Below are 18,634 nucleotides of genomic sequence, written 5' to 3'. Positions count from 1 at the left end.
CCGTTCGGCTGGTTGGGAGCGTCCCGTCCGTCCGGCGGGGCGGGAGCGTCCCGTCCGTCCGGCGAGGTGGGGGCGTCCGGTCCGTCCGGCCGGGTGGGAGCGTCCGCCCCATCCGGCCGGGTGGGAACATCCGGCCCACTCGGCCGGGGCGTGGCGCCTCCGCTCGTCTGGCTGCTCATCCGGCCCTCAGCCCCTCAACGCTGCGAGCTGGTCCACGAACCACTGCGCCGGCGGCAGCGCCGTCGCCGCCGCGGCCAGGCGCTTGCAGCGCTCGGCGCGTTCCTCCGGGCGCATCGACAGGGCCTCGTGCAGGGCCTCCGCCGTGCCCGTGACGTCGTAGGGATTCACCGTGATCGCGTCCTCGCCCAGCTCCTCGTGCGCCCCGGCCTCCCGCGACAGCACCAGCGCGCAGCCCGCGTCGGAGAGGAGCGGGACCTCCTTGGCGACGAGGTTCATGCCGTCGCGGATGGGGTTGACGAGAGCCACGTCGGCCAGCCGGTAGGCGGCCAGCGAGCGGGCGAAGTCGTCCTTGACGTGCAGCACGACCGGCTTCCAGCCCGGCGTGCCGTACTCGGCGTTGATCTCGTCCGCGACCCGCCGCACCTCGGCCGTGTAGTCCCGGTAGACGGCGAGGTCCTGTCGCGAGGGGTACGCGAAGGCGACGTGCACCACCTGCTCGCGCCACTCGGCGTGGGCCTCCAGCAGCCGGCGGTACGCCAGCAGGCCGCGCACGATGTTCTTGGACAGCTCGGTGCGGTCGACGCGGACGATGGTGCGGCGGCCCTCGCCGATCTCCTGCCGCAGCGCGGTCATCCGCTCCTCGACGTCCGGCTGGTGGGCCCGCTCGCGCAGGAAGTCCGCGTCGGCCCCCAGTCCGTGCACCCCCACCCGCGTGCCGCCGAGCCCGCCGGCGAACTTCTCGGCGCACGCGGTGAACGCCTCCGCCCAGCGTTCGGTGAGGAAGCCCAGCCGGTCCGCGCCGAGCATGCCGCGCAGCACCTGCCCGGCCACGTCGTCCGGCAGCATCCGGAAGTACTCCGGCGGCGCCCACGGCGTGTGCGAGAAATGGCCGATCCTCAGGTCCGGGCGCAGTTCGCGGAGCATGCCCGGCACCAGCGTCAGGTGGTAGTCCTGCACCACGACCGCCGCGCCCCGCGCCGCCTCCTCGGCCAGCGCCTCGGCGAACGCCCGGTTGTACGTCTCGTAGGACGCCCACTGGCGCCGGAACTCCGCGTCGAAGACCGGCTCCAGGGGCGTCTGGTACAGCATGTGGTGGACGAACCACAGGACCGAGTTGGCGATGCCGTTGTACGCGTCGGCGTGCACATCGGCCGGGATGTCCAGCATCCGCACGCCGTCCGCGCCGACGCCGCGCCGCACCGCCTCCCGGTCGCCGTCGGACAGCGCCGAGCACACCCACAGCGCGTCCGCGTCCGAACCGATCGCGGAGAGCCCGGAGACCAGGCCGCCGCCACCCCGTCTGGCGTCCAGCGAACCGTCCTCGCCCACCGTGTACGAGACCGGACCGCGGTTGGAGGCCACCAGAACCTGCGCAGCACCGTACGTTGAAGCCATAGACCTCAACCTAGCCCGGCCCGGAAACGCTCAAACGTACGGATCTGCCGCGCGCGGCCGAAAACGGGCCCGGTCAGGCCGCTCTCCGCGCCTGGTATTCGGCGATCTCCACCATCGGCGGACGTTCCTCGGTGTCCACGCGGTACGTCCGGGGCTCGAAGCCGTCCTCGCCGCGCTCGAACTGCGTGAGGGACGGCCGGATCATGTGCCCGCGGGCCAGCCGCAGCTGGGCCGTGCGGTAGATCGCGGCGGCCATCCGGCCCAGCGCCTGCCCGTCCTGGTGCCGGTGCTTGCGCATCCCGACGTCCACCTGGGCGAGGGCGTCCAGGCCCGCCAGGTGCAGGGCGTCGACGAGCATGCCCAGCTCCACGCCGTAGCCGACGGGGAACGGCAGCCGCTCCAGCAGGGAGCGGCGGGCCGCGTACTCGCCGCCGAGCGGCTGCACGAAGCCGGCCAGCCGCGGCCAGTGCATGTTGAGCAGCGGGCGCGCCATCAGTTCGGTGACCCGGCCGCCCTGCCCGGCCGCACCGGCCAGCGGACGGTCGTACATGGCCTTCACCAGGTCCACGTCCGGCTCGGTGAGCAGCGGGCCCACGATCCCGGAGACGAAGTCGGACGAGAAGTCCCTGAGGTCCGCGTCGACGAAGCAGACGATGTCCCCGCGGGTGACGAGCAGGGAGCGCCACAGCACCTCGCCCTTGCCGGGCGCGGCGGGCAGGCGCGGGAGTATCCCGTCGCGGTGCACCACCCGCGCGCCCGCGGCCGCGGCCACCTCGGACGTGCGGTCGGTCGACCCCGAGTCGACGACGACCAGCTCGTCGACGAGCGGGACCTGCCGCATCAGGTCGTGGCGGATGACGGCGACGATGTCACCGACCGTCGCCTCCTCGTTGAGCGCGGGCAGCACGACGCTGACCGTCCGGCCCGTGCGCTGCTTGGCGGCCAGGATCCGGTGGAGCGGGCGATCGTTCGCGGACCAGGAACGGGTGCTCAGCCACCGCTCGACTTCTTCCAGCACCGTGGCGGCTCCTCTGCGTACTTCAGGCGGGACGGACTGCCCGCCGCGCTAGCGGCTGACGGGTACAGTCATCTCGCGGTTCGGACGACTATCTCAACTGTCCTGGTCGTCGGTTACAGTCTTGAACAACGCGGATGACCATCGCATGTCCGGGGTCACCCGCCGCCTACAACCACATACAGCTCATCCAGAGGGGCAGAGGGATACGGCCCGATGAAGCCCCGGCAACCCTCCAGTCGGTTCTCGTAGGTCACTGGCGACCACATCGCGAGGCTCCCGGCTAGGGAAGGTGCCAAATCCGTCTCACGGCGAAACGCGTCGTGAGGAAGATGAGGAAGGGCCTCGCCTCACATGGCTGTGCAGACTGTCGCAAGCACCACTGACTCCACCGTAGACCTCGGTCCCGCCGCGGCGCTCAGCTGCCGCGAGTGCGGTCACCGCGTCCCCCTCGGCCCGGTCTTCGCGTGCGAGGAGTGTTTCGGTCCGCTGGAGATCGCCTACGACTTCTCGTCCTACGACGCCGAGGAGCTCCGCAAGCGCATCGAAGCGGGCCCCGCGAACATCTGGCGTTACGCCCCGCTGCTGCCGGTCCCGGCCGACGTGGCGGACAAGCCGAACATCAACCCGGGCTGGACCAAGCTCGTCAAGGCCGACAACCTCGCGCGCGAGCTGGGCGTCGACGCCGGCAAGCTGTTCGTCAAGGACGACTCGGGCAACCCGACGCACTCCTTCAAGGACCGCGTCGTCGCCCAGGCCATCGAGGCCGCCCGCGCCTTCGGCTTCACCACGCTCTCCTGCTCCTCCACCGGCAACCTCGCCGGTGCGGTGGGTGCCGCGGCGGCCCGCGCCGGTTTCCGCTCCTGCGTGTTCATCCCGCACGACCTGGAGCAGGGCAAGGTCGTCATGGCCGCGGTCTACGGCGGCGAGCTCGTCGGCATCCAGGGCAACTACGACGACGTGAACCGCTTCTGCTCCGAGCTGATCGGCGACCCGGCCGGGGAGGGCTGGGGCTTCGTCAACGTCAACCTCCGGCCGTACTACGCGGAGGGTTCCAAGACCCTGGCGTACGAGATCTGCGAGCAGCTCGGCTGGCGGCTGCCGGACCAGATCGTGGTGCCGATTGCCTCCGGCTCGCAGCTCACGAAGATCGACAAGGGTCTCCAGGAGCTGATCAAGCTCGGTCTGGTCGAGGACAAGCCGTACAAGATCTTCGGCGCGCAGGCGCTCGGCTGCTCGCCCGTGTCCACGGCGTTCAAGGCCGGGCACGACGTGGTGCGCCCGCAGAAGCCGGACACGATCGCCAAGTCGCTGGCGATCGGCAATCCCGCGGACGGGCCGTATGTGCTGGACATCGCGCGGCGGACGGGCGGTGCGGTGGAGGACGTGAACGACGAGCAGGTCGTCGAGGCGATCAAGATCCTGGCTCGGACCGAGGGGATCTTCGCGGAGACCGCCGGTGGGGTGACGGTGGGTGTGACGAAGAAGCTGCTGGAGAACGGGCTGCTCGACCCCACCAGGACCACTGTCGTGCTCAACACCGGCGATGGACTCAAGACGCTGGACGCGGTGGCGGGCACGGGTCTGACGGCGACCATTCGCCCCAACCTCGAGTCGTTCCGTGAGGCCGGGCTCGTCTGAGCGTCGTTGTTCGCTGCGGGCCGTGGGGGCTGGTCGCGCCCACGCGGCGGAGCCGCATATCGACACAGCCCCGCGCCCCTAAGGGCAGGTGCGTCACCCGATCCGGAGGTTTGAAAGTCATGAGCGTCACCGTTCGCATCCCCACCATCCTGCGCACCTACACCGGCGGTCAGGCCGAGGTCGCCGCCGAGGGGGCGAATCTCGGCGAGGTCATCGCCGATCTGGAGAAGAACCACACCGGGATCGCCGCCCGGGTGCTGGACGACCAGGGCAAGCTGCGCCGGTTCGTCAATGTGTACGTCAATGACGACGACGTGCGGTTCGAACAGGGGCTGGAGACGGCGACGCCCGACGGCGCCGGGGTGTCGATCATTCCCGCCGTCGCCGGCGGCTGAAACCGGTCGGCCGACCCGTTTATTACCTTCGGTAACCGCCGTCACTGTGAGTTCATCGAATTGCCCCCTCCGTGAGAGAAGCGGAGGGGGCAATTCTGTGTGATTGAGCGCGGTACAGTTGGGGAACGCGATCCAGATCCTCTGATCGGAACCCTGAATTCCTGCCGCGAGCCCGACAAGATGTAGCCAAAGTGTGCGCATCTTTTGCGGCTTTTGTTCCTTTTGTGGAGCCCGACTTGCCCTGAATTCGGGCGAATTCTCCCTACATTCCGGACCGTGTGCGTCCAGAATTCTCGTCCGATTGACCTGTTGCAGACGGCAGTTGGACAGATACATTCAGCCGCGGTCGACGCGTTCCGGCGCACGCCCCCAACCGTGGGGGGTGAGGTCTGACCCGGATCCGCGAAGTGTGGATCTGTGCAAGGGCCAGTAATAGGGGAGTTAGGCATGGCTCAGGGCACCGTCAAGTGGTTCAACGCGGAGAAGGGGTACGGCTTCATCGCGGTCGACGGTGGTGCGGATGTTTTCGTCCACTACAGCGCGATTCAGATGGACGGCTACCGCACCCTTGAAGAGGGCCAGCGGGTCGAGTTCGAGATCTCGCAGGGCCAGAAGGGACCGCAGGCCGACATGGTTCGCGTCTCTGCCTGAACGCGCACCACGACCAACGCTCAAGCGACCGGTCTTCTCAGAAGGGCCCGTACCCCCCGGGGGTGCGGGCCCTTCGGCCTGTTCGAAGGGGTGCCGGACGGTGTTCGAGGGCGGCCGGCGCCCTTGCCCGGCCCGGGGGGCGCTCGCGCCCGCCCGTCACCCGACCGCCACCCCCCGAGGAGCACTCACTACGCGAGCGCGCCTTGCACTCTCGGGGGTCGAGTGCTAATCATTGCGTTAGCACTCTGAAGGTGAGAGTGACAACGTAAGGACCGGGTCGGTGAGGCCCACGGACCGGATGGGGCAAGGAACCAACCGGTCGGGGGCCGTCCGTCGCGGGCGCGGGCGCGGTCCGAAGTAATCACCCCCAGTCCTGGAGGGACCACTTCACATGGCCAAGATCATCGCGTTCGACGAGGAGGCGCGGCGCGGCCTCGAGCGCGGCATGAACCAGCTCGCGGACGCCGTGAAGGTGACGCTCGGCCCCAAGGGCCGCAACGTCGTCCTCGAGAAGAAGTGGGGCGCGCCCACGATCACCAACGATGGTGTGTCCATCGCCAAGGAGATCGAGCTCGAGGACCCGTACGAGAAGATCGGCGCCGAGCTGGTCAAGGAAGTCGCCAAGAAGACGGACGACGTCGCCGGTGACGGTACGACCACCGCGACCGTGCTCGCCCAGGCCCTGGTCAAGGAGGGCCTGCGCAACGTAGCCGCCGGCGCCAACCCGATGGCCCTCAAGCGCGGTATCGAGAAGGCCGTCGAGGCCGTCTCCGCCGCCCTGCTGGAGCAGGCCAAGGACGTCGAGACCAAGGAGCAGATCGCCTCCACGGCCTCCATCTCCGCCGCCGACACCCAGATCGGCGAGCTCATCGCCGAGGCCATGGACAAGGTCGGCAAGGAAGGCGTCATCACCGTCGAGGAGTCCCAGACCTTCGGTCTGGAGCTGGAGCTCACCGAGGGTATGCGCTTCGACAAGGGCTACATCTCGGCGTACTTCGCCACCGACATGGAGCGTATGGAGGCCGTCCTCGACGACCCGTACATCCTGATCGCGAACTCCAAGATCTCCAACGTCAAGGACCTGCTCCCGCTCCTGGAGAAGGTCATGCAGTCGGGCAAGCCGCTGCTGATCATCGCCGAGGACGTCGAGGGCGAGGCCCTGTCGACCCTGGTCGTCAACAAGATCCGCGGCACCTTCAAGTCCGTCGCCGTCAAGGCCCCGGGCTTCGGCGACCGCCGCAAGGCGATGCTGCAGGACATCGGCATCCTCACCGGTGGCGAGGTGATCTCCGAGGAGGTCGGCCTCAAGCTGGAGAACGCCACGATCGACCTCCTGGGCAAGGCCCGCAAGGTCGTCATCACCAAGGACGAGACCACCATCGTCGACGGTGCCGGCTCGGCCGACCAGGTCCAGGGCCGGGTCAACCAGATCCGCGCCGAGATCGAGAACAGCGACTCGGACTACGACCGCGAGAAGCTGCAGGAGCGCCTGGCGAAGCTCGCCGGCGGTGTCGCGGTCATCAAGGCCGGTGCCGCCACCGAGGTGGAGCTCAAGGAGCGCAAGCACCGCATCGAGGACGCCGTGCGCAACGCCAAGGCGGCCGTCGAGGAGGGCATCGTCGCCGGTGGTGGCGTCGCCCTGCTCCAGGCCTCCTCGGTCTTCGAGAAGCTGGACCTGGAGGGCGACGAGCTGACCGGCGCCAACGCCGTGAAGCTGGCCCTGGAGGCCCCGCTCAAGCAGATCGCCGTCAACGGTGGTCTCGAGGGTGGCGTCATCGTCGAGAAGGTGCGCAACCTGCCGGTCGGCCACGGCCTGAACGCCGCGACCGGTGACTACGTCGACATGATCGCCGAAGGCATCATCGACCCGGCGAAGGTGACGCGCTCCGCTCTGCAGAACGCCGCCTCCATCGCCGCGCTGTTCCTCACCACCGAGGCCGTCATCGCCGACAAGCCGGAGAAGGCCGCCGCGCCCGCCGGCGGCGGCATGCCGGGCGGTGACATGGACTTCTGATCGACCTGAGGGTTGATCGGCGTCCTTACCGAGGGCGGCACCTCCTGTTCGACGGGAGGTGCCGCCCTCGGGCGTGTCCGGTGCGCCCGGACGACGGGGCGTGACCGGCATCACAGTCGGTGCGGGATGGTGGGGGCGGGCCGCGGGGTTGAAACGTAAGTCCTATGCGTATGCACATACCCTTCGGTATCCAAAAGGGAGCCCCCCCCACATGACTGTCGCCGCCTCCGCTTCCCGCGCCGCCGCAATGCTGTCCCGGCCCGTATCGCTGGGCGGCCTGACCGTTCCGAACCGGATCGTGATGGCCCCGATGACCCGCATGTTCTCCCCGGGCGGTGTGCCCGGCGAGGACGTCGTCTCGTACTACGCGCGCCGCGCCGCCGCCGGAGTCGGCCTGATCGTCACCGAGGGCACCTACGTCGGCCACGAGTCGGCCGGGCAGAGCGACCGCGTGCCCCGGTTCCACGGCGAAGAGCAGCTCGCCGGCTGGGCGAAGGTCGCCGAGGCGGTGCACGCCGCCGGCGGCACGATCGTGCCGCAGCTGTGGCACATCGGCATGGTCCGCAACCAGGGCGAGCCGCCGTTCGCCGACGCTCCGGCCGTCGGCCCCTCCGGCCTGCGCATCGGCGCGACGGAGCCCACCGGCAAGGCCATGACGCAGACCGACATCGACGCCGTCATCGGAGCGTTCGCCGAGGCCGCGGCCGCCGCCGAGCGCATCGGCTTCGACGGCGTCGAGATCCACGGCGCCCACGGCTACCTGCTCGACCAGTTCCTCTGGGAAGGCACCAACCGCCGCACCGACGCCTACGGCGGCGACCGGGTCGCCCGTGCCAAGCTCTCGGAGGAGATCGTCGCGGCCGTCCGCGCGAGCGTCTCCGCGGACTTCCCCGTCATCTTCCGCTACTCGCAGTGGAAGCAGGAGGCCTACGACGCCCGCCTCGCCGAGACGCCCGAGGAGCTGGAGGCCATCCTGACGCCGCTGGCCGCCGCCGGTGTCGACGCCTTCCACGCCTCCACCCGCCGCTACTGGGTCCCCGAGTTCGACGACTCCGACCTCAACCTGGCCGGCTGGACCAAGAAGCTCACCGGCAAGCCCGCCATCACCGTCGGCTCGGTCGGCCTGAACGGCGACTTCATCAAGGCCTTCCAGGGCCAGAGCGCCGAAGTGGGCGACCTCGACAACCTCCTCGACCGCTTCGAGCGCGACGAGTTCGACCTGGTCGCCGTCGGCCGCGCCCTGCTCCAGGACCCCGAGTGGGCCCGCAAGGTCCTCGACGGCCGCTTCGAGGACCTCGCCCCGTACGACCCGGCGTCGCTCAAGACCCTCAGCTGATACCCGTCACCAGGGTCTCTGGATCTGCTTGCGTCAGCCAAGGACACTGGCCGGAACGCCTGTTCACCGGCATTGAGCGAGGAGATCCAGATGACGACGACCGAGTCCCGCCCGTCGGCGGGCGGCCCTTCGGAGGAGCCCGCACCGGTGGTCCGTACGACCGCCGGTGCGGTGCGCGGACGGAGGGAGGAGGGACTCGCGGTCTTCCGCGGCATCCCCTTCGCCGCGCCCCCGGTGGGCGAGGACCGCTTCATGGCCCCGCGCCCCGCCGACGCCTGGAACGGCATACGGGACGCGTACGCCTTCGGTCCGCCGCCCCCGCAGGATCTCGGCAGCCTGGGCGGCCCGGGCCTGATCGAGGTGCCCGACGGCGACGAGTGGCTCACCGTCAACGTCTGGACGCCGGATCCCGACCCGGCGGCCCGCCGCCCGGTCATGGTGTGGATCTACGGCGGTGCCTACAAGCTCGGCCACTCCGGCAGCCCCGGCTACGACGCCCGGCACCTCGCCGCGGACGGTGACGTGGTGGTCGTTTCCCTCAACTACCGCCTGGGCATGGAGGGTTTCGCGTCCATCGAGGGCGCGCCCGCCAACCGAGGGCTGCTCGACCAGGTGGCCGCGCTGGAGTGGGTGCGGGACAACATCGCGTCCTTCGGCGGCGACCCCGGCCGGGTCACGGTCTTCGGGGAGTCCGCGGGAGCCGGTTCGATCGCCTCGCTGCTCTCCATGCCGCGCGCGGCCGGTCTGTTCCGGCGGGCGATCGCGCAGAGCGTGCCGGGGACGTTCTTCTCCGACGCGCTGGCCCGGGACATCGGTGCCGACCTCGCCGCCGAGCTGGGCCTGCGCCCCACGGTCGCCGACCTCACGACGGTCGATCCGCGCCGGCTGACGTCGGCCGGGGAGACGCTGAGCGCCAAGATGCTCCAGCGCGTCGACCGCTGGGGTCAGGCCGCGCCCACGGTCACCCCCTTCTCCCCGGTGGTCGACGGCGAGATCCTGCCGACGACCCCGTGGCAGGCACTGGCGTCCGGTGCGGCGAGGGACATCGACCTCCTCGTGGGCCACAACCGCGACGAGTACCGCCTCTTCATCGCCATGGCGGGCCAACTCGGCCGCATCACCGACGAGAGGGCGGCCTCGGCCCTCCGCCTCTTCGCTCCCGGACCCGATGGCGAGCAGGCCTACCGCACGGCCTTCCCCGACGCCTCCCCGAGCGAGCTCTACGAACGCGTCCAGACGGACTGGCTGTTCACCATGCCGTCCCTGCACCTGGCCGAGGCCCAGCGCGCGGGCGGCGGCAGCGCGCACGTCTACGAACTCACCTGGCCGGCCCCGGGCAACGGCGGCGCGCTCGGCGCCTGCCACGGCCTGGACATCCCGCTGCTGTTCGGCACGTACGGGGCGGACCTGGGGCTGCTGCTGTTCGCGGGCGCGGAGCCGTCCGCCGAGGCCGAGGCGCTGTCGTCCCGCTTCCGCTCGTCCTGGACGGCCTTCGCGAGGACGGGCGACCCGGGCTGGCCGGCCTACGACGACGAGCGGCGACTGGTGCAGGTGCTGGACGCGGAGTCTGTCGTCACGGCGTACCCGGAGGAGCGGTCGCGGCGGCTGTGGGAGGGGTACGAGTTCCGCCCGCTGCCGCTGCTGTGATCCCGGTTGGTCAGAGGTTGCCCATGGGCTCGATGTCCATCTTCACCGGCGTCCCCCACACCCGCAGCACCTCGTAGTCGGTGAACTCGTGCACCAGCCGGTACGCCATGGCGGCCCGGGGAGCCTTGCGCTGGGCGGTGATGAACAGCTCGGCCTCGCGCCGGTCGCGGCGCGGGGTGCCGCACAGCTGCCAGGTCTGGCCGTTCCACAGCTCCGCCAGCCAGCGCTGCTGGGGCTGGGGACGGTCGCCGCGTACGCCGTAGCGGGACTGGACGGGTTCGGTGGGCTGGTACTGGGGGGCGGGGCCGTTGAACTCGTTCCGGCGGGCCGCCCTGCGCCGGGTCTCGCACAGCAGGCACCGGTCCGGGGCGCTCTCGTCGACCGGGCCGGTGGGGTGCTCCGGGCAGCGGGTGGTGGGCGCCGCGGTCGCGACGCTGTCCTCCAGCAGGTCCAGGGCGCGCTTGAGGTCGGCCTTGACCTCGTGCAGTTTGGCGTCCGGTGTGTCGGAGCCGAGGGCTTCCCCGTGCTCACCGAGAAGACGGAGGGCACGGCCTAGGGCGGTGAGCTGGGCGTGGTTCATGGTGCCCATTGTCCTCAGTCGGCGTAGTCCTTGAGCTTGTCGGTGTCCAGGGTGATGTTCACGGGGGCGGGCAGCTCGACGGTGGCCCCCCAAGGGTGCGGGGAGATCCGCTGGTAGCGGCCGTCTTCCGGTTCGCTGAAGACCGTGAGGGTGTGGTTGTCACGGTCGATGAGGAGGTAGACGGGGATCGAGGCTTCGGCGTAGCCGATGGGCTTGTCGATGCGGTCGCGCTGGTTGGTGTCGCGGTCGCGGGAGGTGATCTCCACGGCCATGAGGGAACCGTCGGGGTCGGACCACTCGCCGTCGCCCTGGAAGTGGTCCACCGGCACGAGCGTTCCGTCCGTGCGAGCGCGGCCCTTGCGGTAGGCCTCGGCCTTGACGCCTGACTCGGGTACCAGATCCAGGTCAGGACGGTGCTGCATGCACTGGCGCAACAGCCACATGAAGATGGAGCGATGGTTGCCGTCCGGCATCGCCTTGACCTCTAGTTTTCCGTTGATGTACTCGAGCCGCACGGTCTCCGGGGCGCGGCGCTCCAGCTCTTCGAAGTCCTCGACGCTGAGCGAATCCTTCGTGCGGACGTGACCGTCGACGTACTCGAGTCGCACGCCCTTCGGGGCCACGTCGGCCAGCTCCTCGAAGTCCTCGAAGGGCAGCAGCGGACGGTCAGCGGTACTACCAGGGGTCATGGTGGTGCCTCCTCCCTTCCATCGTGCCCTCAGGGAATGACGCCGCACCGTAGGAGCCGTCATGTGTGTGCCCTCTCTTGTCGTCGTCGGGACATCGCAGCGCGGATCTGGGCCGCGTGGTCGTGGACCGTGGGGGCGGGCAGAGGTGCGGGGGGTTGCGCGGGGGCGCGTTCGCCCCGGCAGGCGCTGCAACGCCCCCCTGGCAGGGTTTCCGGACGCCCCGGGGCGCCGCAGTTCGCGCACTCCAGGACCCGGAGGGGTGCACGCGGGGCGGGTGGAGGCGGAAGTTTGCTGGTCAGACGCTTGCGGACCAGAGCGGCGGGGTGGTGGACGGGCGTCGGCAGACCGGCTGTGAGCGCGCGTAGTACGTCGTCCTCCGAGGCGCCGCGCACGAACCAGTCCGTCACGAGGGGGGCGAGCGTCGCGCAGTCGGTCTGGGAGAGGGACAGCACGGGCGCCGTGCGGCCGAGGGCGGCCAGGAGGATGTGAGCTCTTGAGCGGGTGGGGCGTGCTGCCTGCGGTGGTGCGTCGCCGCGGGTGAAGGCGGCCCACCAGTCGTCGTCCCGGGCGGTACGGGACCACCACGATCGGGTGATCCAGCGGGAGCTGCCGTCGTCGGCCGTGATGCACTCCCGGCCCCGACGCAGGTGGCCGGCCCGCTGGATGCGGTTGAGGGCCGTACCGAGGGCGCATTGTCCGTAGGGCAGTTGCTTGGCCAGCGTCTTTACGGAGATGTCCGCGCCGTCGGGGAGCCGGTCCAGGTAGGCGGCGATGGCGGCTTCGCGGGGTGGGAGGTGTGCGAAGTCGTGCTTTGTGCGCGGGGGTTGGCCGGGGGTCGTGCGTTTGCCGTAGCCCGGGTTCGCCATGGGGTGCGCGGATGGGTCGGCGGCACTAAAGTTGGCGTCAGCCATGGGATCGACTGCTTTCGATCTCGTTGGTTAAGCCCCCGCAGGTGTTGGCGCACCGGGCGGGGGCTGTTGCTTGTCGAGGAACGGTAGAGGCATATGACTGTCCGTGGCAAACCGGATGCGTCGCGTCAACTCGCCGGGTGGGAGGGTGGGTTGAGGCCCTCCACCCGTTCCTTGAAAAGAGGGCTCGAAGCCCGGGTCCCGAAGCTCAGGCCGTCTCGTCCTTGAGGTTTTCGACGAACGCGGCCCAGGCGGTGGCCCGGAACACGAGCTTCGGGCCGTGGGGGGTCTTGGAGTCGCGGACGGGGATGACATCAGGGAGTGCCTGGGTGACTTCCAGGCAGTTGTCGCCGCTCCCGCCGCTGTAGCTGGACTTGTACCAAGTACCTGTGCGCAGGTCGGAGTCAGGAGTGTTCCTCATGCCTGTAATCCTGGGCCATTGCTTCGAGCAGGGCTAGAGACTTCTCCGGCGATAGTGCGGCGGCCGCGAGGAACTCGTAGTAGAACCGGTACTCCGCGACGGTGGCGGGATCGTCATCCAGTCGCCCGGTGCCGACGCCTTCCAGGTACGCCAACGGAGGCGCGTCGTCGAAGTCCATCAGCTTGACGCACCCCTGCATGGCCGGGTGCGCCCCCGCGTCGAACGGCAGCACCTGCATGATGGCTCGGCTTCGGCGGGCCAAGCCGATGATGCGCTGTAGTACCTCTGCCATGACCTGCGCTCCACCCGTCACCCGACGCAACGCGAACTCGTCAATCACAGCCCACAACAACGGCTTTGTTGGATCGTCGAGGATGTGGGTCCGCTCCATGCGGGCGGCCACCCTCTTCTCGATCTCCTCATCGGGGGCGGTCGGCTGGTATGCCCGGCACACCGCCCGGGCGTAGGCGGCGGTTTGCAGCAGGCCGGGAATCAGCATCGACGCGTACTCCCTGATGGCCGTAGCCCGGGCCTCCGCCTCCGCCGCCTCAGCGAAGTGCTCCGGATACTTCGACTTCGCCGCAGCCCCACAGTTGCGCAGGAAGAAGTCGCCCGTCCTCAACTCCTCGTCCAGTAAACGGGCGTACTCCGCCTGCAACCTCCGCGTCCCCGCCTCCAACTGCCCGATGAACGACCCGCTCACGAACAGCCGCTGCCCCAGTTCCTCCTGGCTCAGGCCGGCCTTCTCGCGGGCGTGGCGGAGTTCGGCGCCCAGGAGGGCCCGAGGGGAGGAGGACGGGTCGAGGTCCCTGGAACCGGGCATGGGCAACTCCCTGTCGTACAGATGGGGTTGTTGGACCGCCGTATATGGCCAGGTTAGAGACGCGTCGGACACGCTGTGTGGTGAATCACAAACTCAGCGTGGAGGTAAGAGGAAGTGCGCTCGACCGAAGAGATCGTGGAGTCGCTGCGGGACGCCCTCGCCGGAGTCGGGGTGGTGCTGCCGTCGCTGGGCGTCGATCCGGTGACCGGCGCGAGCGACGAGCCGTTCGCCCTGGTCGATCTGGGGCGGTGCAACGTCCGGACGGCCGAGCACCTGACCGACGTGCTCCGCTCGCTTCCCGTGGGGGAGACGCTGCGGGCTCGTGTGAGGCGGGTCAACCGGGAGCCGAAGTCGCGGTGAAGTGGTGGCCAACGGTTGGGCGAGGTGCTGCACACGCGGGGGCGTGACGGCTCAGCCGGTCGCCGCCAGGGCCGCCCGCAGGTGGCCGTCCGACTCCGCCAGGAGGCGTGCGGCCGTCGGGCCGTCCACACCGGCCAGGATGGTCAGGATCGCGTTCTTGACCTCGCCGTCCGTGGCGGTGAGGGCCTCCTCGATCTCCTTGTCCTCGGCGCCCGTGGCGAGGGCGACGATGCGGTGGGAGCGGGCGCGGAGCTTGTCGTTCGACGCGCGGACGTCGACCATCAGGTTCCCGTAGGTCTTGCCCAGCCGGATCATCGTGATCGTCGACAGCATGTTGAGGACGAGCTTCTGCGCCGTGCCGGCCTTCAGGCGGGTGGAGCCGGTGAGCAGTTCGGGGCCCACGACGATCTCGATGCCGTGGTCGGCGGCGGCCGCGAGCGGGCTGCCGGTGTTGCAGGCGAGGCCGATGGTGAGGGAGCGACGGGCGCGGGCGTGCTCGACCGCGCCGATGGCGTACGGCGTGCGGCCGGAGGCGGAGATGCCGACCACCGTGTCGTCGGGTGTCAGGGCGAGGGCCTTGAGGTCCGCCTCGGCCAGTTCCCGGGAGTCCTCCGCGCCCTCCACCGAGGTGACCACGGCGTCCCGGCCGCCCGCGATCAGGCCGACGACCCGGGAGGGGTCGGTGTTGAAGGTGGGCGGGCACTCGGAGGCGTCCAGGACGCCCATCCGGCCCGCGGTGCCCGCGCCCGCGTAGACCAGGCGGCCGCCCCGGGCCATCCGCTCGGCGACGGCGTCGATCGCGGTGGCGATCTGCGGCAGCCGGGCCGCGACCGCCCCGGCCACGGTGGCGTCCTCGCCGTTCATCAGCCGCGCGATGTCGAGGGTGGGCAGCCGGTCGATGTCCGCGAGTTCCGGCCGGAAGGCCTCGGTGGTCAGGGACTCCAGCGCGGTCCTGAGGTGACGGGGGTCGGAGGTGGAGGTCATGAACGGCTCTTTCCGTGTCTTTCCGGTGCTGCTGCCGGTGCCGGTGCTGGTGCTGGGCGGGGCGGCCGGCTCAGGAACGGTGCCGGTGGGCCAGCGCCTCGTACGACGCCGACAGCGCGGGAGCCGCCGTCTCGTACGTCCGCTGCGCCACCCCCACGAACAGGCAGTCCACCACGAGGAGCTGTCCGGTCCGGGACGACATGGCCGCGGGGCGCAGCTCGCTCTCGCGGGCGGTGGAGGTGGTCAGGACGTGGTCGGCGTACTGCGTGACGGGGCCGGTCGGGCGGCCGGTGATCGCCACGGTCGTGGCGCCGCGCTCGAAGGCGACCCGCAGCGGTTCGATGACGTCGCCGGTCGACCCGGAGTGTGTGACGGCGATCGCGACATCGCCCGCGCGCAGTTGCACGGCGTTGGTGACGGCGAGGTGCGGGTCGCTGTGGGCGTGCGCCATCAGCCCTATGCGCAGCAGCTTCTGGGTGAGGTCCTGGGCGACCAGGCCGGACGCGCCGACGCCGTACACATCGGTGCGCCGGGCCGTGGCCAGCGCGGTGACGGCCGCGGCCAGCTGGACGGTGTCGAGCCCGGCGGCCGTGTCGGCGAGGGTCTGCTGCTCGTCGTAGGCGAGCTTGGCGACCACGTCGGCGATCGGGTCGTCCACCGCGATGTCCGTCGTGATGGCCGGAGCGCGGCCCGACTGCTGCTGCGCGGCGAGACCGGCGAGGGCCAGGCGCAGATCCCGGTAACCCGGATAGCCCAGCAGGCGGGCGGTGCGTACGACGGTCGCCTCGCTGGTGCCGGTGAGTTCGGCGAGGCCGGTGACCGTGAGGGCCGCGCAGCCGGCCGGGTCGCCCGCGACGGCCTCGGCGACGCGCTGCATGGAGCGGGTCATCGACGGTCCCAGCGTGCGGACCTTGGCCGCGAGGGCGGCCGGGGCGGGCGGGGTGCCGCCGGTCCCGGGGGGTCCGCCGCGCTCGCTCGCGAAAATTTCCTTCACGTCTCGGGTCACCCGTGAAAGGTATTTTCGGCTCGGCGCCGGGGTCAAGAGTGCGCACAATGGGGGCATGGACCCCATCAGCCCTCTTGAGCAGGCACTGCACGCCGCGCGCGCCCTCGTGCTGGCCGACCTCGTCGCGGGACGCGTCGCCGAGGCGGACGTCGTCTCCCTGGTCGAGGACTCCATCACGCAGCGGCGCTGGTGGGTCGAGCAGTGGCCCGAGGGCGCCGGGTACGTGGCCGGACTGGTCGCGCAGGACGTCCAGGACGCCCTGCTGGAGCGGTACGGCCGCTGGCCGCTGTGCCCGGTGTGCGGCACCGGCGAGCCGCACGCGCTGGACGTGGAACCGGAGTTGGGGCCCGACCCGCACTGGGTGTGCGGCGAGGCGGGCGTGAAGGTCGCCGCGGTGGGAGCGCTGGGCGAGGCCATCGGCGGCCAGGCGTCCTCATGAGGTTCCGGTGACGATCTACATCGACCCGCCGACCTGGCCGGGCCACGGCCGCATGTGGTCCCACCTCGTCAGCGACGTCTCCTACGACGAACTGCACACCTTCGCCGCCCGCCTCGGCGTCCCCCGCCGGGCCTTCGAGCGCGACCACTACGACATCCCCGCCCAGCGGTACGCCGACGCGGTGGAGGCCGGGGCCGTGGAGGTCAGCAGCCGCGAGGTGGTGCGGCTGCTGCACGGGGCGGGCCTGCGGCGGCGCAAGGGGCGCTATCCCTCATCGGGTTCGCGCAGCTCGTAGGTCAGGTGCTCGGGGTCCTCGGCGGGCACCTGGGTGAATCCGGCCCGGGCGAGCACGTTCTGCGACGGCAGATTGTCCCGCTCGACGTTCGCCACCACGGTCCGCGTCTCCCGCCGGCCCAGCGCCCAGGCCGACAGCGCGCGCAGCGCCTCGGTGGCGTAGCCGTGGCCGCGGGCCCCTTCGACCAGGTCGTAGCCGACCTCGACCCGTCCCGCCGCGTCCGGGACGCCGTGGAACCCCATGGCGCCGATCGCGCGGCCGTCCTCGCGCCGGACCAGCGCGTACATGCCCCACTCCGGCCGGTGGACCCCGTCCTCGTACTGCTTGTAGACCAGCCCGGCGCCGATCCGGGTGCCCTCGACCGGGCCGCCCTCGATCCACGCGAAGCCGCCGTCGCCGACCGTGGACAGATCGGTGGCCGCCGCCGGTGTGACGCCCTGGAGGGTGAGCCGCTCGGTGCCGATCACCAGGTTGTTGCTCCAGCGCCAGTGGGTGACCGGCGCCCGGCCGGGCAGCTCACCGCGGCCCGTCGCCCACAGCAGGGTCGACCACGGGGTGGGCCCGGGCTGGACGTGCGGGAAGATCCGGGTGAGCACGAAGTCGCACAGCTCGGGCGCCGGTTCGTACGACAGGCCCAGCCCTTCGGAGATGTCGTGCGTGTGCAGCAGCACCTCGGTCACGCCCATCGCGGCGAACCCCTCACGGTTCGCGCTGCGGAACGGGTACGGATGGAAGGCCCGCACCTCGCGCGGGGCGGTGCGGATCGCGGCGGCGAACAGGGCGCCCATCGTGCTGATCACCCGCAGGGCGCCCGTGTTGCCGGCCCCCTCCTCCAGTGACAGCTCGAACGGCGTGTACGCGTCCTGCTCCCGCCCGGCCAGCTGTCCCGCGTAAGCGATGAGGTCCTCGGCGATGTGCACCGCCGTCTCCCGGCAGTCCCACTCCAGCCGCCCGGCCCGTACGCCTTCCCAGGCCCGGTCGGTGACCGCGCCCAGCAGGCCCACGCACTCGGCGACGGCCTGCTCCACCTGTTCCGCTCCCGTTGTCCACATGATGGTGGGCAGGCTACGAGGGGCCGGAGGCCGGAAGCGACAGCATTTCCAGCTCGGCGGTCAGGTTGTGGCGGGCCGTCGCCTCCCACTCACTCGCACCGTACGGCGTCCTGAACAGGCGCGGGAGATCCAGGAGTTGGCGCAGAACCGCGGCGCGGCCGGTGCGGAAGGCGTCGTTCGGGACGAAGTGGTACTCCTCGCGGACGGCCGTCGTGTACGCGGCGTACGCCGACGGGGGCGAGGCGAGGATCGCGAGGTCGGCGTCGCACAGGACCTGGCCGTCGGGGTCGTCGTCGGCCGGGTCGTGGGTGACGGTGAGCCGGACCAGGCGGGCCACCTCGGCGGTCCTCGCGTCGGGAAGCCCGGCTTCCGCGAGGGCGCGTTCGGCGAGGCGGGCCGAGCGCTCCTCGTTCTCGGAGCGGTCGGGCAGGTAGACGGCGTCGTGGAACCAGGCGGCCAGCCGGACCGCGTCCGGGTCGCGCGCGTACCGCTCCAGCAGGTCGACGCGGTCGAGGACCGCCGTGAGGTGCTCGGCCGTGTGGTAGCGCCGCTGGGGCTCCTGCCAGCGGGTGAGCAGGTTGTCGGCGTACGGCGCCGGGTCCGGGCCGCCGCCCGGGCCCCGGGCCGCCTCCAGGGTGCGGGTGAAACGGGTGCGCAGGGAATCGAGGTCGGCCATGGGGGCATTCTCCCGCCGAGCGGGGCCGGGCACCTAGTGCCGCGGCAGGCAACGTTTGCCCGTCAAGGAGCGGCGTCCGGTGCGTGCTCTCGGCGTGCCGGGTGCAAGCCCTCGTACTGGGTGTACT

General features: G+C 70.8%; 19 protein-coding genes, 1 pseudogene and 1 riboswitch. Of the genes and pseudogenes, 9 read left to right on the top strand and 11 right to left on the bottom strand.

Annotated elements, in window-relative coordinates; translation table 11 throughout:
• Positions 1-186: 186 nt before the first annotated feature.
• Both ABTX62_RS14055 and ABTX62_RS14050 read right to left on the bottom strand, forming a co-directional pair.
• Positions 187-1,575 carry an alpha,alpha-trehalose-phosphate synthase (UDP-forming) gene (locus ABTX62_RS14055; protein WP_352116400.1) on the bottom strand — a complete coding sequence of 463 codons (1,389 nt, stop codon included), beginning with the start codon at positions 1,573-1,575 and terminating at the stop codon, positions 187-189.
• Positions 1,576-1,648: 73 nt separating this feature from the next.
• The gene (locus ABTX62_RS14050; RefSeq protein WP_352116399.1) at positions 1,649-2,593 is read right to left on the bottom strand and encodes a glucosyl-3-phosphoglycerate synthase; all 945 of its coding nucleotides are present in this window, start codon (positions 2,591-2,593) and stop codon (positions 1,649-1,651) included.
• Positions 2,594-2,773: 180 nt separating this feature from the next.
• A riboswitch (SAM riboswitch) is annotated at positions 2,774-2,929 on the top strand.
• Between the two features lie 15 nt (positions 2,930-2,944).
• On the opposite strand from ABTX62_RS14050, the gene thrC reads away from it, so the two are divergent.
• The 6 genes from thrC (at position 2,945) to ABTX62_RS14020 (ending at position 10,274) form a co-directional block, all read left to right on the top strand.
• Complete coding sequence (thrC, locus tag ABTX62_RS14045) at positions 2,945-4,231, top strand: threonine synthase (protein WP_352116398.1); 1,287 nt, start codon at positions 2,945-2,947, stop codon at positions 4,229-4,231.
• A gap of 119 nt (positions 4,232-4,350) precedes the next feature.
• Positions 4,351-4,626: a MoaD/ThiS family protein gene (locus tag ABTX62_RS14040; protein WP_003991133.1), complete on the top strand. Its 276-nt coding sequence runs from the start codon at positions 4,351-4,353 to the stop codon at positions 4,624-4,626.
• A 447-nt stretch (positions 4,627-5,073) separates the two neighbouring features.
• Positions 5,074-5,277, top strand: a complete 204-nt coding sequence (locus ABTX62_RS14035) for a cold-shock protein (RefSeq protein WP_010035953.1) — start codon at positions 5,074-5,076, stop codon at positions 5,275-5,277.
• 391 nt (positions 5,278-5,668) lie between these two features.
• Positions 5,669-7,291 (top strand): chaperonin GroEL, encoded by a 1,623-nt coding sequence (gene groL, locus ABTX62_RS14030; protein ID WP_352116397.1) that lies wholly within the window; start codon positions 5,669-5,671, stop codon positions 7,289-7,291.
• A 211-nt stretch (positions 7,292-7,502) separates the two neighbouring features.
• Entirely contained in the window at positions 7,503-8,627 is a 1,125-nt protein-coding gene (locus tag ABTX62_RS14025) for an NADH:flavin oxidoreductase (RefSeq protein ID WP_352116396.1), read from the top strand.
• Between the two features lie 90 nt (positions 8,628-8,717).
• Positions 8,718-10,274 carry a carboxylesterase/lipase family protein gene (locus tag ABTX62_RS14020; protein WP_352116395.1) on the top strand — a complete coding sequence of 519 codons (1,557 nt, stop codon included), beginning with the start codon at positions 8,718-8,720 and terminating at the stop codon, positions 10,272-10,274.
• Positions 10,275-10,284: 10 nt separating this feature from the next.
• Here ABTX62_RS14020 and ABTX62_RS14015 read toward each other — a convergent pair whose 3' ends face one another.
• The 5 genes from ABTX62_RS14015 to ABTX62_RS13995 all read right to left on the bottom strand — a co-directional run bounded on the left by ABTX62_RS14015 (position 10,285) and on the right by ABTX62_RS13995 (position 13,695).
• Positions 10,285-10,854 (bottom strand): hypothetical protein, encoded by a 570-nt coding sequence (locus tag ABTX62_RS14015; protein WP_352116394.1) that lies wholly within the window; start codon positions 10,852-10,854, stop codon positions 10,285-10,287.
• A 14-nt stretch (positions 10,855-10,868) separates the two neighbouring features.
• A complete protein-coding gene (locus ABTX62_RS14010; RefSeq protein WP_352116393.1) occupies positions 10,869-11,543 on the bottom strand; it encodes a Uma2 family endonuclease in 675 nt (224 codons plus the stop codon).
• 59 nt (positions 11,544-11,602) lie between these two features.
• Positions 11,603-12,409: a hypothetical protein gene (locus ABTX62_RS14005; protein ID WP_352116518.1), complete on the bottom strand. Its 807-nt coding sequence runs from the start codon at positions 12,407-12,409 to the stop codon at positions 11,603-11,605.
• A gap of 250 nt (positions 12,410-12,659) precedes the next feature.
• Positions 12,660-12,872: a DUF397 domain-containing protein gene (locus tag ABTX62_RS14000; RefSeq protein ID WP_352116392.1), complete on the bottom strand. Its 213-nt coding sequence runs from the start codon at positions 12,870-12,872 to the stop codon at positions 12,660-12,662.
• A complete protein-coding gene (locus tag ABTX62_RS13995) occupies positions 12,856-13,695 on the bottom strand; it encodes a helix-turn-helix domain-containing protein (RefSeq protein WP_352116391.1) in 840 nt (279 codons plus the stop codon). The genes ABTX62_RS14000 and ABTX62_RS13995 overlap by 17 nt, the downstream gene beginning before the upstream one ends.
• A 114-nt stretch (positions 13,696-13,809) precedes the next feature.
• Here ABTX62_RS13995 and ABTX62_RS13990 point away from each other — a divergent pair.
• Positions 13,810-14,001, top strand: a pseudogene (locus ABTX62_RS13990) (hypothetical protein); the annotation flags it as partial.
• A gap of 105 nt (positions 14,002-14,106) precedes the next feature.
• Here the strand turns inward: ABTX62_RS13990 and murQ are convergent.
• Together murQ and ABTX62_RS13980 are read right to left on the bottom strand one after the other, a co-directional pair.
• The gene (gene murQ / locus ABTX62_RS13985) at positions 14,107-15,039 is read right to left on the bottom strand and encodes an N-acetylmuramic acid 6-phosphate etherase (protein ID WP_352116390.1); all 933 of its coding nucleotides are present in this window, start codon (positions 15,037-15,039) and stop codon (positions 14,107-14,109) included.
• 70 nt (positions 15,040-15,109) lie between these two features.
• Positions 15,110-16,045 (bottom strand): MurR/RpiR family transcriptional regulator, encoded by a 936-nt coding sequence (locus ABTX62_RS13980; RefSeq protein WP_352116389.1) that lies wholly within the window; start codon positions 16,043-16,045, stop codon positions 15,110-15,112.
• A gap of 55 nt (positions 16,046-16,100) precedes the next feature.
• On the opposite strand from ABTX62_RS13980, the gene ABTX62_RS13975 reads away from it, so the two are divergent.
• Together ABTX62_RS13975 and ABTX62_RS13970 are read left to right on the top strand one after the other, a co-directional pair.
• Positions 16,101-16,484: a DUF8819 family protein gene (locus ABTX62_RS13975; RefSeq protein ID WP_352116388.1), complete on the top strand. Its 384-nt coding sequence runs from the start codon at positions 16,101-16,103 to the stop codon at positions 16,482-16,484.
• 7 nt (positions 16,485-16,491) lie between these two features.
• On the top strand, positions 16,492-16,779 hold the full coding sequence (locus ABTX62_RS13970) for a DUF4031 domain-containing protein (RefSeq protein ID WP_352116387.1): 288 nt from the start codon (positions 16,492-16,494) through the stop codon (positions 16,777-16,779).
• Here ABTX62_RS13970 and ABTX62_RS13965 read toward each other — a convergent pair.
• Positions 16,749-17,831, bottom strand: a complete 1,083-nt coding sequence (locus ABTX62_RS13965; protein ID WP_502997945.1) for a GNAT family N-acetyltransferase — start codon at positions 17,829-17,831, stop codon at positions 16,749-16,751. The genes ABTX62_RS13970 and ABTX62_RS13965 overlap by 31 nt on opposite strands.
• 13 nt (positions 17,832-17,844) lie before the next feature.
• The gene (locus ABTX62_RS13960) at positions 17,845-18,507 is read right to left on the bottom strand and encodes an HD domain-containing protein (RefSeq protein WP_352116386.1); all 663 of its coding nucleotides are present in this window, start codon (positions 18,505-18,507) and stop codon (positions 17,845-17,847) included.
• Positions 18,508-18,634 lie beyond the last annotated feature (127 nt).

Source organism: Streptomyces sp. NPDC096046, assembly GCF_040303285.1.
In the GTDB taxonomy this organism is placed as follows: domain Bacteria; phylum Actinomycetota; class Actinomycetes; order Streptomycetales; family Streptomycetaceae; genus Streptomyces.
The sequence above is the reverse complement of the archived record's forward strand: the minus strand, read 5'-3'. Positions and strand labels throughout refer to the sequence as shown.

What these genes read in the sequence shown, in the direction of transcription:
- ABTX62_RS14000 (WP_352116392.1), bottom strand. Translation starts at nt 12,872, where the DNA reads ATGAGGAACACTCCTGACTCCGACCTGCGCACAGGTACTTGGTACAAG.
- ABTX62_RS14055 (WP_352116400.1), bottom strand. Translation starts at nt 1,575, where the DNA reads ATGGCTTCAACGTACGGTGCTGCGCAGGTTCTGGTGGCCTCCAACCGC.
- ABTX62_RS14025 (WP_352116396.1), top strand. Translation starts at nt 7,503, where the DNA reads ATGACTGTCGCCGCCTCCGCTTCCCGCGCCGCCGCAATGCTGTCCCGG.
- thrC (WP_352116398.1), top strand. Translation starts at nt 2,945, where the DNA reads ATGGCTGTGCAGACTGTCGCAAGCACCACTGACTCCACCGTAGACCTC.
- ABTX62_RS13965 (WP_502997945.1), bottom strand. Translation starts at nt 17,831, where the DNA reads ATGTGGACAACGGGAGCGGAACAGGTGGAGCAGGCCGTCGCCGAGTGC.
- ABTX62_RS14035 (WP_010035953.1), top strand. Translation starts at nt 5,074, where the DNA reads ATGGCTCAGGGCACCGTCAAGTGGTTCAACGCGGAGAAGGGGTACGGC.
- ABTX62_RS14040 (WP_003991133.1), top strand. Translation starts at nt 4,351, where the DNA reads ATGAGCGTCACCGTTCGCATCCCCACCATCCTGCGCACCTACACCGGC.
- ABTX62_RS13960 (WP_352116386.1), bottom strand. Translation starts at nt 18,507, where the DNA reads ATGGCCGACCTCGATTCCCTGCGCACCCGTTTCACCCGCACCCTGGAG.
- ABTX62_RS14020 (WP_352116395.1), top strand. Translation starts at nt 8,718, where the DNA reads ATGACGACGACCGAGTCCCGCCCGTCGGCGGGCGGCCCTTCGGAGGAG.
- ABTX62_RS14005 (WP_352116518.1), bottom strand. Translation starts at nt 12,409, where the DNA reads ATGGCGAACCCGGGCTACGGCAAACGCACGACCCCCGGCCAACCCCCG.
- murQ (WP_352116390.1), bottom strand. Translation starts at nt 15,039, where the DNA reads ATGACCTCCACCTCCGACCCCCGTCACCTCAGGACCGCGCTGGAGTCC.
- ABTX62_RS14010 (WP_352116393.1), bottom strand. Translation starts at nt 11,543, where the DNA reads ATGACCCCTGGTAGTACCGCTGACCGTCCGCTGCTGCCCTTCGAGGAC.
- ABTX62_RS14015 (WP_352116394.1), bottom strand. Translation starts at nt 10,854, where the DNA reads ATGAACCACGCCCAGCTCACCGCCCTAGGCCGTGCCCTCCGTCTTCTC.
- groL (WP_352116397.1), top strand. Translation starts at nt 5,669, where the DNA reads ATGGCCAAGATCATCGCGTTCGACGAGGAGGCGCGGCGCGGCCTCGAG.
- ABTX62_RS13975 (WP_352116388.1), top strand. Translation starts at nt 16,101, where the DNA reads ATGGACCCCATCAGCCCTCTTGAGCAGGCACTGCACGCCGCGCGCGCC.
- ABTX62_RS13995 (WP_352116391.1), bottom strand. Translation starts at nt 13,695, where the DNA reads ATGCCCGGTTCCAGGGACCTCGACCCGTCCTCCTCCCCTCGGGCCCTC.